This window comes from Bifidobacterium asteroides, from assembly GCF_019469425.1.
Taxonomy (GTDB): domain Bacteria; phylum Actinomycetota; class Actinomycetes; order Actinomycetales; family Bifidobacteriaceae; genus Bombiscardovia; species Bombiscardovia asteroides_I.
This window is the reverse complement of sequence record NZ_CP048272.1, coordinates 2004811-2025851: the sequence shown is the minus strand read 5'-3', so window position 1 is coordinate 2025851 and position 21041 is coordinate 2004811. Positions and strand designations below refer to the sequence as shown.

Sequence of the window (21041 nt, the reverse complement as noted above, 5' to 3'; positions counted from 1 at the left end):
CTGATTCATCCACCATCGGACTCAGGGATCCACACCCGTGCACATGACCTCTTGATTTGCATGGTGACGGAACCGCGTGAGTAAGATGGCGTGCGAAAGACCACAATATAAGGAGAGGCCATGGCATCCGGCAATAAGCTCGTCATTGTTGAGTCGCCAACCAAGGCAAAGAAGATCGGCGGGTACCTGGGCAAGGGCTACACGGTCATGGCTTCAGTGGGCCATATCCGCGACCTGGCCCAGCCATCGCAGATCCCGGCCTCCCAGAAGAAGGCCTACGGCAAGTTCGGCGTAGACGTGGACGATGGCTTCAAGCCCTATTACATCGTGGACGATAAGAAGAAACACACGGTGTCCGAGCTCAAGAAGGCGCTGAAGAACGCCGACGAGCTCTATCTGGCCACTGATGAGGATCGGGAAGGGGAGGCCATCGCCTGGCACTTGGTCCAGACCCTCAAACCCAAGGTGCCGGTAAAGCGCATGGTCTTTCATGAGATCACCCCAGAGGCCATCAAGAATTCGCTCAAGCACACCAGGGACGTGGATGCCCACATGGTTGATGCCCAGGAGACCCGTAGGGTCCTGGATCGGCTCTATGGCTACGAGCTCTCACCGGTGCTCTGGCGCAAGGTAGGTCCGGGGCTGAGCGCCGGGCGTGTTCAGTCTGTGGCGACTCGGCTGATCGTGGAGCGTGAGCGTGAGCGTATGGCCTTCGTCAAGGCCTCCTACTGGGATCTGTTGGCGCGTTTGGTGCAGAAGGATGCCGGGGAATCGGCGCCGTCGAGTGGTTTTCAGGCACGAATGATCGGTCTGGGGGAGCAGCGGCTGGCGGTCTCCAAGGACTTCACATCCAAGGGTCAGCTGACGGAAACGGCCACCAAGGAGCAAGTCCTGCAGCTGGACGAGCAGCATGCCCGGAACCTTGCTGAGGCGCTGAAGGAGCAGGACTTCACAGTGACGGGTATGGAGACCAAGCCATATCGGCGGCGTCCTCAGCCCCCCTTCACTACATCTACCCTGCAGCAGACGGCTGGCAACCGGCTGGGCATGAGTTCACGGGCCACCATGCGCGCTGCCCAGGGGCTCTATGAGAACGGGTTCATCACTTACATGCGTACGGATTCGGTCACCCTCTCCCAGGAGGCCATTGCCGCTGCCCGCAAGGGGGTCGAGCGTGAGTACGGCGCCGAATACCTTTCGGCTGAGTCCAAGCAGTATGTAACCAAGACCGCCGGCGCCCAGGAGGCCCACGAGTGCATCCGGCCCGCCGGTTCCACCTTTCACAGGCCTCAGGATCTGGCCGACCGTCTGGCTCCCGACCAGCTCAAGCTCTACACCCTGATCTGGCGGCGCACCCTGGCTTCGCAGATGGCCGACGCCACCGGGTCTACAGCCACCATCCGCCTGTCGGCGCAGGCGGGCAAAGAGGGTACGGCCCTCTTCCAGGCTTCAGGCACCGTCATCAAGTTCCCCGGCTTCCTCAAGGCCATGAGTGCAGGCTCTGAGCAGACCGATGAGGGTTCATCCCTGCCTCCGGTCCAGCAGGGGGACGTGCTTCGTGCCGTCTCCGTCGATCCCGAGGGCCATGAGACCCAGCCGCCGGCCCGTTACACTGAGGCATCTCTGGTCAAGACCCTAGAGGCCAAGGAAATAGGCAGGCCCTCCACCTATGCCAGCATCATCTCGACCATCATCGATCGTGGATATGTCTATGAGCGCGGCCGTGCACTGATTCCCTCCTGGCTGGCATTTTCGGTAATCAGATTGTTGGAGACCAATTTCCCCAGGTATGTGGATTACCAATTCACGGCGCAGATGGAGAACGGCCTGGATATGATTGCCCATGGCAAGGAGCGGGGCAAGGACTGGCTGACACGGTTCTACTTCGGCTCAGGCCCGGGTGCCGCCCAAAACGCTGATCAGGCTCATCAGGGCTTGCAGGAGCAGGTGGCCCAGCTAGGAGACATAGACGCCCGCAAGATCAACACCATCGAGATTGGCGATGGCCTGCAGGTGAGGGTTGGCCGCTATGGTCCCTATCTTGAGGATACGGCCGACCTGGATGCCGACGGCAACCCCAAGCGGGCCTCGTTGCCGCCCACCATGGCTCCGGACGAGCTGACCGTGGCGGCGGGCCATGAACTGATTGCCGCCAATGCCGGCGGTCCCCGTCAGCTGGGCAAGGATCCGCAGACCGGCGGTCGGGTTGAGGTGCGTAAGGGTAGATTCGGCCCCTATGTGGCTCTGATCAGCCCCGAGGAGGAAGCGGCCGAGCAGAAAAAGCCGACCGGCAAGACTGCACGGACAGCCAAGCAGGCCGGTCCCAAGCCCAAGATGGCCTCGCTCTTCAAAACAATGGATCCAGACACGGTCACCTTGGAGGATGCTTTGAAACTGCTCAGCCTGCCTAGGACGGTGGGCGACATCGAGCTGACCGATGCCAAGACGGGAGAAACCGACCAGGCCACCGTCACGGCCAGCAACGGCCGTTATGGCCCCTATTTGACGGCCACTAAGACTGACGGCGGCACCGAGACGCGTTCGCTGACCGACGAGGGGCAGATTTTCACCATCGATCAGGCCGGGGCCAAGGCCCTCTTCGACCAGCCCAAGTACGGACGGCGTTCCCGGAGCGCGGCCAAGCCCCCTCTTCGTGAGCTGGGTACGGACCCGGACAGCGGCAAACCCGTCACCATCAAGGACGGGTTCTACGGTGTCTACATCACCGACGGGCAGACCAACAGGACCCTGCCCAAGCAGTACACGGCCCAGTCCATCGAGCCGGAGGTGGCCTTCCGCCTGCTGGCAGAGAAGCGCGCGGCCGGGCCTGTCAAGCGACGCGGCCGGACCGCCCGCAAGTCGACTGCGCGAAAGTCCGCCGTCCGCAAGTCGGCGTCCAGCAAATCTACAGCTGGCAAGTCGGTCACTCGCGCTCGTAAAACCACAAAGAAGGCCAAAACCGCCAAGACTTCCAAGAGTATGGAGCATAAGGCATGAGCGATGGTTTGTTCATTTCCTTCGAGGGCGTGGATGGTGCAGGCAAAACCACCCAGGTTCAACGAGCACATAACTATCTGCAGGAGTGCGGCCTGCGATCCCTGGTTACCCGCGAGCCAGGCGGCACCCCTGTCGGATTGACCATTCGGGAACTCGTCCTCCACGGCTTGGCCGCTTTTCCCTCGGTCGCCGTGACCGGAGGTACCGACGTGGTTGACGCCTCCGACGATCTGGCCCCCAGGACCGAGGCTCTGCTCTATGCGGCGGATCGGGCTGAGCATGTGGCCCAGGTGGTGCGTCCGGCTCTGGATCGCGGAGACATTGTGCTCTGCGACCGTTACCTGGATTCCTCAGTGGCCTATCAGGCCGGAGGCCGTGATCTGTCGGTGGGTGTGATTCGTCGGCTGAGTCTGTGGGCCAGTCAGGGCCTTCTGCCCAGGCGCACCTACCTGCTGGACGCGGATCCGTCTCAGTCCAAGTCGCGTCTGGACCATGAGCCCGATCGGCTGGAGTCGGCTGGCGACGACTTTCAGCAGCATGTGCGTCAGGCATTCCTGCAGCTGGCCCAGAGGGAGCCCGACCGGTTCCTGGTTATCGACGCCACCCAATCCATCGACCAGGTCTGGCAGATCATCCAGGACGATTTGGACAAGTTGGTCGAAGGGCGCGAGCCAGATCTGCCGCAGGTCGATGATGAGAATGACGACACTGATGCTCAGGACGATGCCGACGAGGATGAATCGACGGCGGGGTATGAGGATGATGAGCAGGGTGCCGAGTCGGACTGGACCGAGGCTGCGGATACGTCCGCTCAGGCACCGGAGGCTGATGCTGACCAGGATGACCAGCCCATGGAGGCAGGGACAGTCGGCGGTGACGCTGACGATGATTCGGCTCCTGCAGGTTCTCGCGCTCGCTGGTTGCTCCGGTCCCGGCTCCTACGGAAGACCCGATGAGCGTCTGGGACGCCATTGTGGGCCAGCAGCCCACGGTCGAGCTGCTCAAGCGGACGGTGGCCGCTCAGGCGCGGGGTCATGACGAGGTGGCACAGTCCTGGTTGATCTGCGGCCCTCCTGGATCAGGGCGATCCAATCTGGCCCGGGCTTTTGCGGCAGCTCTGATCAGTCCGGATCAGGGACTGAGCGACCAGCCTACTCGCGTCACTCAGCAGGTTCTGGCCGGAACCCATCCGGATGTGTCCATACTGTCCACCAACAAGGTCACCATCGGCATCGACGAGGTCAGGGAGCTGATCATGACCTCGGAGCAGATGCCCTCAACTTCGCGCTGGCGGGTCATCATCATCGAAGACGTGGATCGGATGCTGGAGCGGACCACCAATGTGCTGCTCAAGGAGATCGAGGAGCCAGCCGAGCATACGATTTGGCTTCTGTGCGCACCCAGCGCCCAGGATGTGCTGCCCACCATCCGCTCACGGACCAGGGTGCTCAACTTGGCGGTGCCATCCAACACCGCAGTGGTTGATTTCCTGACTGACCAGGTGGGGGTGGACCAGCCCCTGGCTGCTAAGGCCGCCCGTCTGGCCCAGGGGCACATCGGCATCGCTCGCCTCTACGCCACAAGGGATCAGGTTCTGGCCGACCGTGATGAGCTGGTCGTGGGCCTGCTGGGCCTTAGACGCGCTTCGGATGCTGTGGTCCTGGCTGGCCGGGTGGTGGATGCGGCCCGCGATCAGGCCACTGCCACCGTGGACGATGAGGTGGCCAGGAACGAGCGGGAGTTTCGGCAGATAAACGGTCTTAGGGATAAGGAACGCATTCCCCGGCAGCTCCGTGGGGCCTATCATGCCTTGGGCGGCAAGGATCAGGTCCGTCGGCGGGTCACCAGACTGACCCGGGATGTGCTGGACCGCAACCTGAGCACCCTGGCCAGCGTTTACCGGGATGTGGGCGTCCTGCAAAACGGCGCCGAGGAGAAGGCGGGCCTGGTCAATTTGGAGAATCGGGCGGCAATTGCCGATCTGTCTGTCAGGCTCTCCAGGCAGGGGGCCACCGACCGCATTCAGCTGATCGCCCGGGCTCGCAGGAGGCTGGCTGCCAACGGTTCGCCGATCCTGGTCTTCGAGGCCCTCTTCTGCACCCTGCTGGTCTGAGCACAGGCTTAAGGGGCATCAGGCGAAAGTGCCCGGCGAGGTCATGTCGCTGCTGCCGATTCTTGGCGACCAGGTCGATTCCCTGCACTCCAGCGCTGGCGGCAGAGCCACATGGGAGGGCAGAATGGACTGTCCCTTGGTATCGACCAGCCGCAGCGCCTCTTGGACGATGCCTTTCAAAGGAGTCTTGACTGCGGTCAAGGTCGGACTGCTGATCAGACAGGCTGGGCTGTCCACGAAGGCGGCCACCTTGACTTGGTCGGGAACCTGGAAGCCCAGTTGGCCACAGGCCATCAGAGCGCCCAGGGCCAGCGAGTCGTCCCCGCAGATGATGGCATCGGGACGGTCGTTTCCTTCGGCGAGCATGGTCATGACGGCATCGTGGCCGCGGCGCATGCTGCAGGGTCCAAACTGGATCCAGTCCGGCTGAGGTGTCATGCCTAGGGTGTTGGTCAGGGTGGAGAAGGTCGTGAAGAGCTCAGTGGCCTCACTGGTGTTCAGTTCGCGGCTTAGGTAGGCCACCGAATGCGCGTTCTGCTCGGCCAGGTGGGCAATGATCAGCCGCATGGAGGCCGCCTGGTCCATGCCGACCCAGCTGGTGTGGTAGGAAAGCGGTCTGCCGCCGACCTGGACGATGGGCAGCCCGGACGGCAGGTCTACGGGCATGCCGACCGGATCGTCGTCCGGCGAAGGAACGATGATAATTCCTTCGACCTGCCGGGCGGCCATGGACCTGATGGCCGCCTCTCGCTCCTGATCGCCCCTGACGGATATGACCAGCAAGTAGCGGCTCTGTTCGGTCAGCCTCCTGCTGAGCAAATCCAGGATGGACCCGTCTATGCCTGTGGAGGTGCCGCATAGGATCAGCCCTATGGTCCTGCTGCGGTCCGAGCGGAGGGTGCTGGCAGCGAAGTTGGCCGAGTAATTGAGCTTTTCGGCTGCAGCTCTGACCTTGCGGCTGATGTCGTCGTTCTTGTGTCTATGGCCGGAAAGGACGCGGGACACAGTCGCCGTCGAAACTCCGGCCAGGGCTGCGACGTTGGCAATGGAAGGTTTATTGTCCGCCGTGTGTCCCATCGTTTCCCTCGAAGGCCCTTTCCTTTGATGCCGGCTGCACTTGGCGGCGGGTTACTCAGCCCGGGTCAGCCTGGCGACCAGGGAGTCGGCTACGGACTCGGCCTCATCGCCTTCGACAGTCACGGTGACCTTGTCGCCCTTAGCGATGCCCAGGCTCATGACCATCAGAATGCTGCTGGCGTCTACGGGGTTGCCTTCGTCCTTGGCTATGGTGACTTTGCAACCGCTGGATGCGGCGGCCTGCGAGAATTCTGAAGCGGGCCTGGCATGAATGCCGACCGGGTCGGTGATGATGGTAGAACGTTGCGCTGTTGCCATGATGACCAGCTTTCCTGAATATATGGTCGGTCTTGTTGAACCGGTATGTCGAGTAGTGAGTACGCTGGTCATCTTACCACTGCAAAAGAAGAATTACAGAAAACGATTACCGTTGAAAAACAAATGAATTTGTGTATACTGAACATCGTTGCTTGAAGAACGTTTCCACCGCCGTTGCGGAGTTGGCCCCAGGGGCGGCTCACGAGCAGTGGGCAGGCACTAAGGAGTGCGACATGGAGATCCAAGGCGTAGGCATTGGCCGCGGCGTTGCCATTGGCCCGGTCATTCATATGGCGGCCGGACTGGATGTGCCCGGCGATGAGGCGAGGCCTGAGAATCTGATGGCGGATGCTGAATTCGACAGGGTCGAATCCGCTCTGACCTCGGTCAACAAGGACCTGCTTGCGCGTGCCAAGGCCGCCCAGGATGGGCAGGGGGCCAAGGATGCTGCACCGATTCTGACCGCCTTGGCCCAAATGGCCCAGGACCCGGCCCTGAAGACCTCGATCCGATCCCTGCTGGAGGGTGGCAAAACCGCCGAACGGTCCGTTTATGAGGCCTTTGCCGACTTCGAAGAAAAGCTCCGGGCCATCGGCGGCTACATGGGGGAGCGTGCCAACGATCTGCATGATGTAGGCCAGCGTGTTATCGCCCATCTGCTCGGCGTCCCGGCGCCGGGCGTGCCAGAAAGCGACAAGCCATTCGTCCTGGTCGCCCCTGATCTGTCTCCGGCCGACACTTCCAGCTTGGACATGACCAAGGTTCTGGCCATTGTCACCATTGAGGGCGGTCCGACCAGCCATACCGCCATTCTGGCTCGGTCCCGAGGGATTGTCGCCGTCGTAGGCGCTCAGGACGCAGCTGGGCTGTGCGACGGGCAGACAGTCATTGTCGATGCCGCTGCCGGCAAGGTGACAGCCGATCCTACCGATGAACAGATTGAGAAAGCTGAGCAGGCCCGCCGCGATGCGGATCAGGCCAAGGCTTTGCGGGGTCGCCCGGGCCAGCTCAAGGATGGAACCAGAATCCCTCTCCTGGCCAATGTCGGCAAGCCTGCGGATGCCGATCCAGCCCTGGAGTATGGAGCTGAGGGGGTTGGGCTCTTCCGTTCGGAGTTCCTCTTCCTTGGCAACGAGCAGGCGCCCGGTGTCGAGGAGCAGGCTAAGGCCTACCGTGCTCTTCTTGAACGCTTCCCTGGCCGCAAGGTGGTCATCCGTCTGCTGGATGCCGGCGCTGACAAGCCTTTGCCCTTCCTGACCCAGGCCGACGAGCCAAATCCGGCCCTGGGACTGCGTGGCCTGCGCACGCTCAAGGTCCACAGCCAGGTCCTGGAGGATCAGCTGGAGGCCCTGGCCCGGGCTGATGCCGAGACTGATGCAGATCTGTGGGTCATGGCGCCCATGGTTGCTGATGAGCACGAGGCCGATTATTTCGTCCGTATGGGCAAGAGCAAGGGGCTCAAGCGCGTGGGCGTCATGGCTGAGGTTCCTTCAATCGCCCTGATGGCCGACAAGGTAGCCAAGGTGGCCGACTTCGTCAGCATCGGCACCAACGATCTGACCCAGTACACGCTGGCCGCCGACCGCACGCTGGGCTCGGTCGCCTCCTATCAGACCGCCTGGCACCCTGCCGTCCTCAGGGCCATCAAGCTCATCGCTGATGCCGGTCAAGCCAATGACATGCCTGTCGGAGTTTGCGGCGAGGCTGCTGCGGATCCGGACCTGGCCGTGGTTTTGGCCGGAATCGGCGTGACCAGCCTGTCCATGACTCCGGTCGCCCTGGATGATGTCCGCGCCGAACTGGCCAAGCACACCATGGATGAGGCCAAGGCGCTCGCCGCCAAGGCTCTGGACGGAGAGTTCTATCATCCCCAGGGGTGGTGAGCAGCCGACCGGATTTGTGCAAATCCATCGGATCCGGTGCAGTCGATCAAGTCAAACAGCACGAGCAAGGAGCAGACATGACAGATTTCCAAGCCTTCCTTCCCGATACATCCTTCGCCTTGGATGTGCCGGCGACTGATTGGCGGGATGCCATTCGCAAGGCGGGCGACAGACTGGTGGCCTCCGGGTTCGCCACCGATGCCTACACGGACCAGATGATCGAGACTGTTGAGAAGATGGGTCCCTACATCGTCATCGCCCCCGGTTTGGCTCTGGCTCATTCCCGGCCCAGCGAGGCGGTCCTGGGAACCGGCCTGAGCTGGGTAAGGCTGTCCACGCCTGTCGAGTTCGGCAACAAGGCCAACGATCCGGTCTCCCTGGTGATTGGTCTGGCCGGACGGGATGAGCAGGAGCACCTGCAAGTGATGTCTGCCATCGCCGGTGCTCTGACCGACGCGAAGAAGACCGAGCAGCTGGCCAAGGTCGGCACCCCTGACGAGGTCCGCGCCATTCTTGGATCGTGAGCAGGACCCGCTTTTGCGGATCCCAGCATGGCAAATGCAAGAAGCAGTAAGAAGTAAACAAGGAACAAAGGAGCAACTCATGGATATTCTCTGCGTATGCGGCAACGGAATTGGCACTTCGGTTCTGCTCAAGGTCAACGTGGAGCAGGTGGCATCGGAGCTGGGCATGGATGTGACTGTGACCACCTCCGACGCGGGCAGCGCCAAGGGCACGGCCAACATGAACGACCTGGTGCTGACGTCGCCTCAGCTGGCACCCGAGCTGGAGGGGACCACGACCCCAGTCGAGACCGTCCAGAATTTCATGGACAAGGACGAAATCAAGGGCATCCTGGAGCAGTACGCCGACTGATGAGTCCGGCGGACATTCATCATCGCCAGGCCGATGGAATACCCGCTCTTTAACTTGACAACAAGAGAGAAATAGTAAGGACAAACAATGAATGTCTTCCTTGCGGTGCTGAACTTCATCAGCCAGGAGATTCTGAATGTGCCCGCCTATCTGATTGGCATCGTGGCAGCCATCGGCCTGATCGCGCTGAAACGGAGTGCGGGCCAGGTCATTTCGGGTGCCCTCAAGGCGGCCATGGGCTATCTGATTCTGGGCGCCGGCGCCACTGTCGTGACCAACGCCCTGGGTCCCTTCGGCAAGCTGGTCTTCAAAGCTACCGGGGCCCACGGGGTCGTACCCACCAACGAGGTGATCGTGGCCCAGGCCTCCAGCCAGTTCGGCGCAGCCTCCGCCTACATCATCGTGCTTAGCTTCATCGTCATGATCCTGCTGGCCCGGTTCACCCCCCTCAAGTACGTCTTCTTGACCGGCCACCATATGGTCTTCATGTCCACCCTGCTGGCTCTGGTCCTTTCGATCGGGTTCGGCAAGGGCAACAACCTGCTTATCGTGCTGATCGGCGCCCTGCTCATGGGCGTAATCATGGTGGCCATGCCCGCTTTCGCCCAGCCTTACATGAACCGGGTGACCGGCAGCGACAAGCTGTCCATCGGCCACTTCAACACCTTGGGCTACGTGGTCTCGGGCGCGGTTGGCAGCGCTGTGGGCAAGAAGTCGCGTTCCACCGAGGACATCGACTTCCCCAAGGGGCTGAGCTTCCTGCGTGATTCCATGGTCTCCACCACCCTGCTCATGGTCATCCTCTATTTGGTCTTCGCCATCTGGACCGCCTTGGTGGTCCCTGCCAAAGCGGCTTTCGCCGTCTTCCCCTCTCATCCGGCCAACTGGGGAGCCTTCTTCATGGCCGCCTTCGCCCAGGCCCTGCAGTTCGGCATCGGCGTGAGCATCATCCTGTATGGTGTCCGTATCATCCTGGGTGAGCTGGTGCCCGCCTTCCAGGGCATCGCCAACAAGGTGGTTCCTGGCGCCCGTCCTGCCCTGGATATCCCCATCGTCTTCCCCTATGGTGCCAATGCATCCCTGATTGGCTTCCTGGCCTCCTTCGCCGGCGGTCTGGTGGCTCTGGTCATCATAGCCGTCTGGCTCGGGCCCGTCTGGGGTCTGGCTCTGATCCTGCCGGGCATGGTGCCCCACTTCTTCGATGGCGGCGGCGCCGGCGTCTTCGGCAACGCAACCGGCGGCCGCATCGGGGCTGTGGTCGGCGGCTTCATCAACGGTCTGCTGATCACCTTCCTGCCGGCCATCCTGATGACGGTTCTGGGCAGCTTCGGCCTGTCCAACGCCACCTTCGGGGATGCTGATTTTGCCTGGTATGGCACTGTGGTCGGCAAGCTGTCCCAGCTGGGCATTCCCGTTGGGGCCGTGGTCCTGGTGATTCTGGCGGTGGTGATCTTCGCCCTGGCCTGTGTCTGGCAGGTCAAGGTGGTCAACACTGGATGGATGCCTGCTGCCAAGCATGCTGAGTTCATCGCCAGTGTCGAGGCTGAAGAGAAGGAGGCCAAGGCTCAGGCTCGCGCAGCCGCCAAGGCCGCTCGTGCACAGGCCAAGGCCGCAAAGGCCGAATAGGCATGCACAAGTTCGCCGCATAAGCGCAAGGAGAAAGGTCTTGCTGATTCCTTTCTCCAGTCCAATTTAGAGCCGCCCGGATCATTTCCATGCGGAAGGATCCAGGCGGCACTTGCACTTTTAGCGTAGGGTGGTGGGGTTTATTGTGCTGGACGCTGTTCGCGGCTGTTTTCAAGGATGAACTTGACCTCGTCGGCTGGGCGGGCGAGAATCGAATCATGAGGATTATCACTGATTTCGGCACCATTCCCGATCGGTATGCCAAGCGCGCCCCTCAGTCCCTTACCCGCAAGGGACGTCCTGTAGTCTCCTTCCCCTTCCGCCTTGAGGACGTGCCTCAGGAGGCCCGCTGCCTGCACTGGATGCTGGTGGATCCTGACTCCGTGCCCGTGTGCGGCTTCCCTTGGATTCACTGGTCCCTGGCCAACCTGCCCATCGAGGCCTTGCTCGCCTTGCAGCCCGAGGGGACCGGAAGCTCTGTTCTGGCGATTCCCGAAGACTTCTCCAGAAATCTGTCTAACCTGATTCCCGGTGTGCCTCAAGGGCGCACCTCGGCGGCCTCGCCCCTGGTCATGGAGGAGGAGATCGCTGACGACCCCGCCGTGCTTATGCGTTACAACGGTCCTACGCCTCCGGACCGGGTTCATGACTATGTGCTGTCGGTCTGGGCCACACGAGAGGCTCTGCCGGGCCTAGAGGAGGGGTTCTGGCTGAATGCCCTGGCCCATGCCATCCATTCCGCCCAGCCGGTGGCCGCAGCAGCTCGGGCCTGGCTGCCAGCTGATGCCTGACCTGGTTGGGGCGGTCTAGCACTAGAGTGAGGCCATGCCCCAAGTGCGCAGACGGCCGTCATCCCTGCCTGCCACGCAGTCGGTTCGAAAGGCATCCACCGACATTCTGACTGGTGATGACGCTGACCGCGATCAGACAAAGGAAGACGCTCATATGCCCTGCACCACGCTTCTGATAGGCAAGAATGCCAGTTATGACGGGTCCACCATCATCGCTCGGAATGAGGACTCGTCCAACGGAGAGTTTCGTCCCAAGCGCTTCGTGTTAGTCACTCCTGACCAGCAGCCACGGCACTACCACAGTGTGATCAGCCACCTGGAGATAGACCTGCCCGAGGATCCCATGCGATATACCTCGGTGCCCGACGCTTTGCACGATCAGGGGCTCTGGGCTGCTGCAGGCGTCAACAGCGCCAACGTGGCCATGTCAGCCACCGAGACCATTACCACCAACGAACGTGTTCTGGGTGCAGATCCTCTGGTTGAGCCCACCACTGCCCAGGGCCGTCCTGGGGATAAGGACTACCTGGCCGCAGCGCCCGGAGGCATCGGCGAGGAGGATTTGGTCACCATCGTCCTGCCCTATATCCACTCGGCTCGGGAGGGCGTTCAGCGGCTGGGCTCCCTGCTGGAGCGCTACGGCACTTACGAGATGAATGGCATCGCCTTCAGCGATGTGGACGAGATCTGGTGGATGGAGACTGTGGGCGGCCATCACTGGATCGCCAAGCGTGTGCCTGATGACTCCTATGTGACCATGCCCAACCAGCTGGGCATCGACGAGTTCGATCTGGACGACGCCTTTGGAGACCAGACCGACCACCTCTGCTCGGCCGACCTGCGGGAGTTCATCGCCGACAACCACCTGGACTTGTCCGTGGAGTCGGCTTCGCCCTTCAACCCGCGTGACGCCTTTGGATCCCACAGCGATTCAGACCACGTATATAACACGCCTCGGGCCTGGTACATGCAGCGCTTCCTCAATCCCTATGACGAGATCTGGGACGGGCCGGATGCCGATCACACTCCCGCCAGCGACAACATTCCCTGGTGCCGTCAGCCTGAGCGGCTAATTACCGTGGAGGATGTCAAGTACCTGCTCAGCTCCCACTATCAGGGCACACCCTACGATCCCTATGGGCGGACCGGCGACGAGCATACCAAGGGACTTTACCGCCCCATCGGCATCAATCGCAACGACCAGCTGTCCCTGATCCAGCTGCGCCCCTACCAGCCTGAATCATGCAGGGCCATCCAGTGGATTTCATATGGGTCCAACGCCTTCAATGCCTTGGTTCCCTTCTATACCAATGTGGATCGCACACCCGACTATCTGGCCAACACCACGGGGCGGGTCTCCACCGACAGCCTCTACTGGTCCGACCGGCTGGTCGCCGCCCTGTGCGACTCGGCCTTTGCGGGCACTTCGGCGGCCGTCGAACGCTATCAGCAGAGCGTAGGCGCTGAGGGTCATCGCATGATCACCGCTGCAGACGAGCAGGTGGCCCGTTTGGAAGGCGCCGACAAGGGCACTGATAACCCAGAGGTTCGCCAAGTGCTGGAGGCTGCCAACAAGGACATGGCCGAACGTCTGCGCAAGGAGACCGACGATCTGCTGAGCCAGGTGCTTTATACGGCCAGCATGGGCATGCGCAACGGCTACCATCTGTCCGACAACTGAGCCATCCGATTGACAAGGATCATAAGGGAGGAGAGCCGCATGACGGGCTTCGGCGATTACGTCAGGCCATACGGCCTGTTTGACAAGATCGATGCCTTCGGCTACCTGAAGGATCTGCGGGATCATCCGGATATGCCGCGCAAGCATGGACGGGTGCTGTTGGTCACCGCCGACACTCCGCTGAAGGCATCGCGGGGAGAGGGCAAGACCACCACCACCATCGCCCTGATCGATGCCTTGCGCGCCCGGGGCGTGGACGCCGCTGCCGTCCTGCGTCAGCCCAGCATGGGCATTACCGCCGCAGGATCCAAGGGTGGCGCCTCCGGTGGCGGCAAATCCTCCCTGACGCATCCTGAGCTGGTGGACTGGGGTCTGTGTGGGGAGATGGCTGCCATCGAATCCGCTCAGAACCTGCTGGTCTCCTTTGCGGAGAAGGCAGTGGACGAGGGGCGGTTGGACACTGTCCTAGTGCCCCGGGTCAGCGAGGTGCCCTCGCGGTCCCTGCGGCAGATCGCCGTGGACCGAGGCAAGGGCGACCTGCCTGAGCGGACCGTGCTGACGCCCACTTGCGAGCTCATGCAGATTGTAGTGCTCTCCCGGAGCATGAAGGAGATTGAACAGCGCGTGGCCGCCATGGTCGCGGGGACCCTGGATGGCCGTCCAGTTACCTTCGGAGAGTTTGTGGACCTCTGGCGTATCACTGGCATCCTGACTGATGCGGTCAAGCCCGCTTTCACCCAGACCTTGGAGGGTTCTCCAGTCTACGTGCATGGCGGGCCATTCGCCAACGTCTCCATCGGCATTCCCAGCCTGGTGTCCGTGGAGATGGCCTGCGCCCGGCACGACGTGGTCGTTGTCGAGGCGGGCTATGGAGCCGATGCCGGCGCCCAGAAGTGGCTGGACATCGCCGCCCGCGAATATGGGGCCCAATGGCCGGCCGCCGCCGTGGTCGTCACACGTGCCACCACCTGGCGGGACGATCCTAAGCTGAGCTGGCGCTATCCCTTCCATGTGCATCGTCTGGAAGGACTGGGCATCCCCACCTTCCCGCTGATCAACCTCTGGGAGGGTGAGGACGAGCAGGTGGAATCCTTGCGGGAGACCGCCGATGGTCTGGGCTTCCGCAGGCCCATCGCCGGCAACCTCTTCCGTGACGGGGGCAAGGCCCTTGAGCCCCAGCTGGACGATCTGATCAAGGCCCTGCGGGAGACCGCGAAAGCTGAGGCGGGCACGACCAGCCTCCATGGTATGTCCGTGCCGAATCGGATTCGCTGGATCGCCCAGAGCGCCTACGGCGTGCCGGCTGATCGGGTTATTGAGCGTGAGGGCTTCCAGGGCAGCCTTCAGGCGGCCTCTGACCTTTGCAACAAGGCAGGCATTCCTCTCGAGGATCTGGTGGTGGTGGCGGTCAAGTCGCCAGCTACCATGACCGACGATGACCGGGCCGACCAGGACAGGCGCACGGTCACTCTGAAGAAGGTCGAGGCCCATACGGGTGCCGGTCTCCTGCAGGTGAACCTGACCACTTCCCTGACCACGCCCATGCCCAAGATCGTCTGAGCAGGCAATGCACGGATTCGGCAGACCTGTGACGCGCCGTGTTGCGGGCCTGCCGAAACCGTGTATAGTATCTACTTGGCTCTTGAAAGTGCCCTGCCCCTATAGCTCAGTTGGCTAGAGCAGCTGACTCTTAATCAGCGTGTCCGGGGTTCGAGCCCCCGTGGGGGCACAGAGTCAAAGCCCTGCATCCGTAAAGGTTGCGGGGCTTTTTTATGCCCGGTGTATCCGTACGAGAATCGATTCTGCGCGACATCTATGTGACAAAAGTCCTGGCAAAGGAAAAAGTTTGACGAAGCGGGGCACAAAGTCTATCTGTTTATCAGCCAGCGGGTTTCTCAAGTCCCCTGCCTATTGCTTTCCCTGCCAGCGATCTCAGCCTTAGCGCAGCTTTCCGTGCGCACGCTTGGCATAGAAGCCTGCAAAAACAGCGGTCGGTCATTCCTGACCAGAAGGAGAGTTCGTGAGTCTTGTGTTTACGAATCAAGTGGATAGATGAGTCAGCGGGGGGGGGGGGTACTTCGGTGATTTGCCGAGAGTGCGCGATCCGTCTGGGATATGGATAGCTGCGCGTGGTTCTCAATGCGCTATAATCAGCAATGGCTGGCATAAAACATTTATGCCGGTTTGAGTGCAGTCGTGTTGATGGTGACACGCGGTTGGAGCTGGTGCGATATCGGATTTCAACGGATTATTTGAATCAATGGAGATCACGAGCGCTTCTCGGCCTAGTGCCATCACCTTTTTTATTGAATGATGCCCATGCCTTGGCCCATGTATGACCGGTTGGGGTGAAGGCCCCAAGGCGGCATTGAGAGAGGAGTGAAGGGTCGAATGGAATATTCGCTCATGACCAAGTTGGCCGCTGAATGTGTCGGCACCGCCATATTGATGATCTTCGGGAACGGCGCGGTCGCCGACGTGGATCTGGAGGGTACCAAGGGCCACCATTCCGGCTGGCTCACTATTGCCATGGGATATGGTTTCGGAGTCATGTTTCCCGTGCTCATGTTCGGCGGGATATCCGGAGCCCACATCAACCCGGCCATGACTCTGGGACAAGCCGTCATCGGTATCTTCCCATGGAGCCAGGTACTGCCTTATATTCTGGCGCAGCTGGTCGGGGCGGCCCTGGGCCAGCTGGTCGTCTATGTCTGTTACTTCCCGCACTATCGGATGACCAAGGAGCCTATGCCGATTTTGGGCACCTTCTGCACCACTGACGCCGCGGGATCGCTGGTCAATTATTTTATTAATGAGTTCTTTGGCACGCTTGTGCTGGTCTTGGGAGCCCTCTGCTGTCTGCAGGGTCCATGGGGGTCTAAGGGGTTGGCTGCCGCCTCCATCGTTGTCGGCTTGATCGTCTGGGGGCTGGTCACCTCTCTGGGCGGTCCCACCGGCCCTGGTCTGAACCCCGCACGCGATCTGGTGCCGCGCTTCCTGCACTGGATTCTGCCTGTGCCCAATAAGGGGGACTCACGCTGGGGTGAGGCTTGGATTCCAGTAGTGGCGCCCATCATTGGCGCCATCGTCGGAGCCGCGATTTTCAAGGTTCTTTTCGCTGCCTGATCAGCAGCTCGGCGACGAGGTCCCGGACTTCAACTTGGGGGCTCAGGACCTTGTTTATTGCGTAGTCAAGCTTGAATGGTTCGTCCTGCCATGGATATTATTGGCCATATATGCCCGATTCCTCGCAATGAGTGCATCGGAGATGGGAAGGCAGGTACGACCATGGGGCGTCTTCAAGGCAGGAAAGAGCGCGAGCCGTTTGTGCTCGAGCATGCCAGTATCGCGACCGGTGATGAAAAAGGCACGGTCCAGAAGGATATGTCTGTTCTGGTGTCCGCGGACGGCCGGATAGAGCAGGTCTGTCCGACCCCGCTGGCCTACGTGCCTTCCGGATATCATCGCATCAACGCTACGGGCAAGTTTGTGGCACCCGGCCTCATTAATGCCCATACCCACCTCTTCGCCGACGGCAAGCCCCTATCTGGCGGCACGGAGCTGTCGCCGCGTGTGGTCGATGCTGGTTTGAAAGTGGTGCACAGCCCTGCCGGGAAAGTCCTTATGGATGCCAGGATCAAGGGCAACGTTTCCACGCTGTTGAACTCGGGAGTGACGACCATTCGTACCCTGGGTGATGTGGGGTATGAGGCGGTTCGTCTGCGCGACAGGATTGACGCCGACGAGCTGACTGGTCCACGCATGCTGGCTGCTGGCCCCCTCCTGGCGATTCCCGGAGGGCATGGTGATCCCTTCATCGCCCTGTCCTGCTCCTCACCCGAAGAGGCCAGGCGCCGGACCAGGGAGAACCTGGATCATGGGGTCAATGCCATCAAGGTGGCTGCGACCGGTGGCGTCACCGATGCTACCAAGCTTGGCGAGGCCGGCAGCCCGCAGATGACCGAGGAGGAAATGGCTGCCGTCTGCGATGAGGCCCATGAGTTTGGTGTGCTCGTCGCAGCGCACGCTCAGAGCCCGGAGGGGGTCAAGGCCGCTCTCAAGGCTGGCGTGGACACCATCGAGCATGGCAGCGCCCTTGACGACGAGATGATTGGGCTCTTCCTCGACAATCCGCGCTCGCTTCGCGGCTTCTCGGCCTTGGACCCCACCTTGTCCGCTGGCCTGCCGCTGGTCAAGGTCAGCCAGCAGGAGCTGGGGATCAGCGACATAGTTCGAGGCAATTCCGAGCTGGTAGTCGACGGCATGGTCAAGAGCGCCAAGCAGGCTCACGAGAACGGCATTGCCGTCGGCGTTGGCACCGACACCGGCATGACCTTCGTGCCCCAGTACGGCACTTGGCGTGAGCTGGATTATCTGGTGCGGTACGCTGACTTCACTCCAGCGCAGGCCTTCCACGCCGCAACTCAGGTCAATGCCCGAAACCTGGGCTTCGACAATGTCACTGGCTCGGTCGACACGGGCAAGGATGCGGATCTGATCGTCCTTGACGAGGATCCCGCCAGGAATGTACGGACCCTGGCTGATCCCAAGCTGGTCATTGTGCGCGGCAAGCCGGTATGGCGGCCTGAGGTCGAGCACTTCGAGGAGATCGATCGCCTGCTCGACAGCTTCTGACCATTTAGGGGCAGGCAATGGCCGAGCTCTCTGCTGCTTCCACGATGACCGGATGGTATGCAAGCATGTCGGTATGCAAAAGAGTGAACTGAGAGTGCGCCGAGCCGGCCAGGCCAAGGTCGTAGGAAGGTTGGCGCCTTCGCCGACTGGGCGGATGCATCTGGGCAATATCTATGCTTGTCTGGCAGCCTGGCTGGGTGTCAGGTCGCAAGGGCCTGGTGGGGTTCTGCGGCTCCGCATCGAAGATATAGATACGCCGCGAGTGGTCAAGGATGCTGATCGTTGGATCATGGATGACCTGGCCTGGCTGGGGTTGGGTTGGGACGGCGAGGCGGTCTACCAGTCCCAGCGCGCCGATATCTACAGTCAGGCATTGAAGCTGCTGGAATCCCAGCAATTGATCGGTGGGCAGCCCCTGGTTTATCCATGCTTCTGTTCGCGGGCCGATATTCGTGCAGCATCAGCGCCGAATGAAGGTGACGGGTTCATCGTCTACCCGGGCACTTGCCGAGGACTTTCCCATCAGACAATCAGTGAAAGGCTGGCCCGGGGGCAGAGGCACAGCCTCCGAATCGCGGTCCCTGATCAGTCCGACGAGCCGGATGCCACCTGTCGCTTCGACGATCTGATCTATGGCCCGCAGTCCTTCAATCTGCCCAGGCAGGTCGGCGATGTGGTCGTCAGACGTTCGGACGGCTTGGTTTCCTACCAGTTGGCAGTGACGGTGGATGACTTGGCCATGGGCGTCAATCAGATTGTGCGAGGAAGGGACCTGCTGAGGTCCACAGCCATTCAGATGTGGATTCGGCATCATCTCCAACCGCAGGCTCCTGGTGTCCAGTATGCCCATTTGCCGCTGATCGATGGCGTAGACGGCAGGAGGATGTCCAAGCGCTTTGGATCGCCGGACCTGGGGTCACTCAGAAGAGACGGCTGGTCGGCCAGGCAGGTGTTGGGAGTCTGCGGCTGGATCCTGGGTCTCTTGCAACGGCCCAGACCTGCAAGCGCACAGGAATTGCTGGATGGTTTCACGTGGAACACACTGGCTGCTGACCGCGAAGACCGACAGCTGGACCTGAGCGACCCAAACGAGCTGACCGTTTCTGATGTGAAGCCGAGTTTGTAGGTTCTTCTAACTCGAGTTTTGTCGCTTGTTCACGGCCTCCGCTTTCTCCCGGGGCTGTGTATTTGCCGGTATGAGCCACTGGCTACCATGGCCTCAGTCAAGGTTTCCGGATTTTAAGGAGGTAGCGGGTCATGGTCGCCTATATGGACCACAAGGATCTGGGCAATCGCCGGATCAGCCGGGAACGTGCCGCGCAGATCGCAGATGGGGTCAAGCGTGTGTCTGACAGGATCGCCAAAGCGGAGGGCTCCGCCGGCCGAAAAGAAGGCTCGGTGACTCTGTTGGCGGCCACCAAGACCCGCGATGTGGGCGAGATCATGGCAGCCATCGATGCCGGGGTGCAGCGGATCGGCGAGAACCGTCCCCAGGAGGTCACCGCCAAGGCCCAGGGATTGCTGGAGCTCTGTCGGGACAGGGGATTGGTCCTTGGCACCGACGCTGCGGGCAGAGATTCATCCAGCGTGGGTTTCCGTCTGATCGGGCAGCTCCAATCCAACAAGATCAATAAGATCCTGCCATATGTCGACACGGTCGAGTCGGTCGACGGGCCTTCCTTGGCTCGGAAGCTGGCCACGCGGGCACTGGCTGCGGGCAGGACCGTGGGCATACTCCTGGAGGTCAACGAGTCCGGCGAGCAGGCCAAGTCGGGATGCGCCCCCGACCAGGCCCTGGATCTGGCCTATGAGCTGGCTGCTATGGAGGGGATTCAGCTTAAGGGTCTGATGACCGTCGGTGCACATGTGGACGACGAGGCCGTCATTAGGAGCGGATTCGCCCATTTGCGTGATTTGCGCGACCGCATCAGGGATTCGGGGGAGTCTGGCACCGGCACCTGCACCATGCTGTCCATGGGGATGACCGGAGACATGGAGTATGCGGTGGCTGAGGGGTCGACCGAGGTTCGTGTAGGTACAGCCATTTTCGGCCCGCGGGCTTTTATCTGACCAGCCGCTGTCTGTTTGGGAGCCTGATTCTCTTAAGAGGCCCGGCCTGGGGCTAGACTGTGCCCTATGAGAATCGCGCGTTTTTCCTACAAGGACACCCCACGATACGCTTTCGTCCAAACCGACAAGCATGACGGCAAGGATTACCTGGTCGAGCTAAGGGGCTACCCCTTGACTGGCCAGCAGGTCGAACCCACCGGCAAGCGTTACCCCCTGGACGACGAGGATGTGCGGCTGCTGGCCCCGGTCATCCCCTCCAAGATCTACGGAGCGGCCAAGAACTACCGCGCCCACGCCGCCTACATGGCTGAGCATGGCCAGTCCTCGAACCCGGAGCCTCCGGAAAAGCTCATGCTCTTTATGAAGCCCTCCACCTCGGTCATTGGCCCTGACGACCCCATTGTCAAGCCTTCCTGCAGCAAGGACATGAACTATGAGCCAGAGGTGGCCGTCGTCATAGGCAGGATGGCCCGGAAGGTGAGCGTCAATGAGGCTATGGACCATGTGCTGGGTTACACCTGCGTCAACGATGTGACCCTGCGTGACCTGCAGAAGAACGACCCCATGTGGACCCGTTGCAAGGGCTTTGACACCGCCTGCCCTCTTGGGCCCTGGATCGAGACCGACCTGGACTACCGGGATGCGAAGGTCTCTTTCAAGCTCAACGGGGAAGAGGTGCCTGAGGCCAGGGGCACCACCGCTAACCTGATCCACTCCATCCCTGAGCAGATCGCCTTCATCTCCAGCTTCGCGACCCTACTGCCCGGCGATGTCATCATGACCGGTACCCCTAACGCCACAGGTTCGTTGAAAAACCGCGACGAGGCTACTGTCCAGGTGGAGGGAATCGGCTACCTGCGCAATGTGGTCATCGACGAGTAGCAAATAACAGGAGAACAAGCGACATAAAAACTTGAGTCATTTAGGCTCAAGTTTGGGAATAGGTGTCCTCCTTTCGCTGTTGTAGAAGACAG

The 21041-nt window shown here is 61.2% G+C and carries 16 protein-coding genes, 1 tRNA gene and 1 pseudogene; 16 read left to right on the top strand and 2 right to left on the bottom strand.

The window, feature by feature from the left end; all coding sequences use genetic code 11:
• The first annotated feature begins 120 nt into the window (after positions 1–120).
• The 3 genes and pseudogenes from topA to GYM67_RS08400 all read left to right on the top strand — a co-directional run bounded on the left by topA (position 121) and on the right by GYM67_RS08400 (position 5110).
• Positions 121–2997, top strand: coding sequence for a type I DNA topoisomerase (gene topA, locus GYM67_RS08410; protein WP_220236436.1), 2877 nt, complete (start codon positions 121–123; stop codon positions 2995–2997).
• A pseudogene (gene tmk / locus GYM67_RS08405) lies at positions 2994–3647 on the top strand (dTMP kinase); the annotation flags it as partial. The gene topA and the pseudogene tmk, both read left to right, overlap by 4 nt.
• 302 nt (positions 3648–3949) lie before the next feature.
• The gene (locus GYM67_RS08400; protein ID WP_220236434.1) at positions 3950–5110 is read left to right on the top strand and encodes a DNA polymerase III subunit delta'; all 1161 of its coding nucleotides are present in this window, start codon (positions 3950–3952) and stop codon (positions 5108–5110) included.
• Positions 5111–5128: 18 nt separating this feature from the next.
• Here the strand turns inward: GYM67_RS08400 and GYM67_RS08395 are convergent, their stop codons facing one another.
• Together GYM67_RS08395 and GYM67_RS08390 are read right to left on the bottom strand one after the other, a co-directional pair.
• On the bottom strand, positions 5129–6187 hold the full coding sequence (locus GYM67_RS08395; protein ID WP_220236433.1) for a LacI family DNA-binding transcriptional regulator: 1059 nt from the start codon (positions 6185–6187) through the stop codon (positions 5129–5131).
• Positions 6188–6238: 51 nt separating this feature from the next.
• On the bottom strand, positions 6239–6505 hold the full coding sequence (locus GYM67_RS08390; RefSeq protein ID WP_220236432.1) for an HPr family phosphocarrier protein: 267 nt from the start codon (positions 6503–6505) through the stop codon (positions 6239–6241).
• 233 nt (positions 6506–6738) lie between these two features.
• On the opposite strand from GYM67_RS08390, the gene ptsP reads away from it, so the two are divergent.
• From ptsP to GYM67_RS08325, 13 genes are all read left to right on the top strand, one after another.
• Positions 6739–8388, top strand: coding sequence for a phosphoenolpyruvate--protein phosphotransferase (gene ptsP / locus GYM67_RS08385; protein ID WP_220236431.1), 1650 nt, complete (start codon positions 6739–6741; stop codon positions 8386–8388).
• A 77-nt stretch (positions 8389–8465) separates the two neighbouring features.
• On the top strand, positions 8466–8912 hold the full coding sequence (locus GYM67_RS08380) for a PTS sugar transporter subunit IIA (protein ID WP_220236430.1): 447 nt from the start codon (positions 8466–8468) through the stop codon (positions 8910–8912).
• A gap of 79 nt (positions 8913–8991) precedes the next feature.
• Positions 8992–9264 carry a PTS sugar transporter subunit IIB gene (locus GYM67_RS08375; RefSeq protein ID WP_024626949.1) on the top strand — a complete coding sequence of 91 codons (273 nt, stop codon included), beginning with the start codon at positions 8992–8994 and terminating at the stop codon, positions 9262–9264.
• Positions 9265–9351: 87 nt separating this feature from the next.
• Positions 9352–10890 carry a PTS ascorbate transporter subunit IIC gene (locus GYM67_RS08370; RefSeq protein WP_220236429.1) on the top strand — a complete coding sequence of 513 codons (1539 nt, stop codon included), beginning with the start codon at positions 9352–9354 and terminating at the stop codon, positions 10888–10890.
• Positions 10891–11108: 218 nt separating this feature from the next.
• Positions 11109–11681, top strand: coding sequence for a YbhB/YbcL family Raf kinase inhibitor-like protein (locus tag GYM67_RS08365; protein WP_220236428.1), 573 nt, complete (start codon positions 11109–11111; stop codon positions 11679–11681).
• 154 nt (positions 11682–11835) lie between these two features.
• Positions 11836–13362: a C69 family dipeptidase gene (locus GYM67_RS08360; protein ID WP_220237475.1), complete on the top strand. Its 1527-nt coding sequence runs from the start codon at positions 11836–11838 to the stop codon at positions 13360–13362.
• Positions 13363–13401: 39 nt separating this feature from the next.
• Complete coding sequence (locus GYM67_RS08355; protein WP_220236427.1) at positions 13402–14922, top strand: formate--tetrahydrofolate ligase; 1521 nt, start codon at positions 13402–13404, stop codon at positions 14920–14922.
• Between the two features lie 95 nt (positions 14923–15017).
• A tRNA-Lys gene (locus tag GYM67_RS08350) sits at positions 15018–15091 on the top strand.
• 662 nt (positions 15092–15753) lie between these two features.
• Positions 15754–16488 carry an MIP/aquaporin family protein gene (locus GYM67_RS08345; protein WP_220236426.1) on the top strand — a complete coding sequence of 245 codons (735 nt, stop codon included), beginning with the start codon at positions 15754–15756 and terminating at the stop codon, positions 16486–16488.
• Between the two features lie 162 nt (positions 16489–16650).
• Positions 16651–17997 (top strand): metal-dependent hydrolase family protein, encoded by a 1347-nt coding sequence (locus GYM67_RS08340; RefSeq protein ID WP_220236425.1) that lies wholly within the window; start codon positions 16651–16653, stop codon positions 17995–17997.
• A gap of 73 nt (positions 17998–18070) precedes the next feature.
• Complete coding sequence (gluQRS, locus tag GYM67_RS08335) at positions 18071–19123, top strand: tRNA glutamyl-Q(34) synthetase GluQRS (protein WP_220236424.1); 1053 nt, start codon at positions 18071–18073, stop codon at positions 19121–19123.
• Between the two features lie 131 nt (positions 19124–19254).
• Complete coding sequence (locus GYM67_RS08330; protein ID WP_220236423.1) at positions 19255–20067, top strand: YggS family pyridoxal phosphate-dependent enzyme; 813 nt, start codon at positions 19255–19257, stop codon at positions 20065–20067.
• A gap of 66 nt (positions 20068–20133) precedes the next feature.
• A complete protein-coding gene (locus tag GYM67_RS08325; RefSeq protein ID WP_220236422.1) occupies positions 20134–20949 on the top strand; it encodes a fumarylacetoacetate hydrolase family protein in 816 nt (271 codons plus the stop codon).
• Positions 20950–21041: the final 92 nt, after the last annotated feature.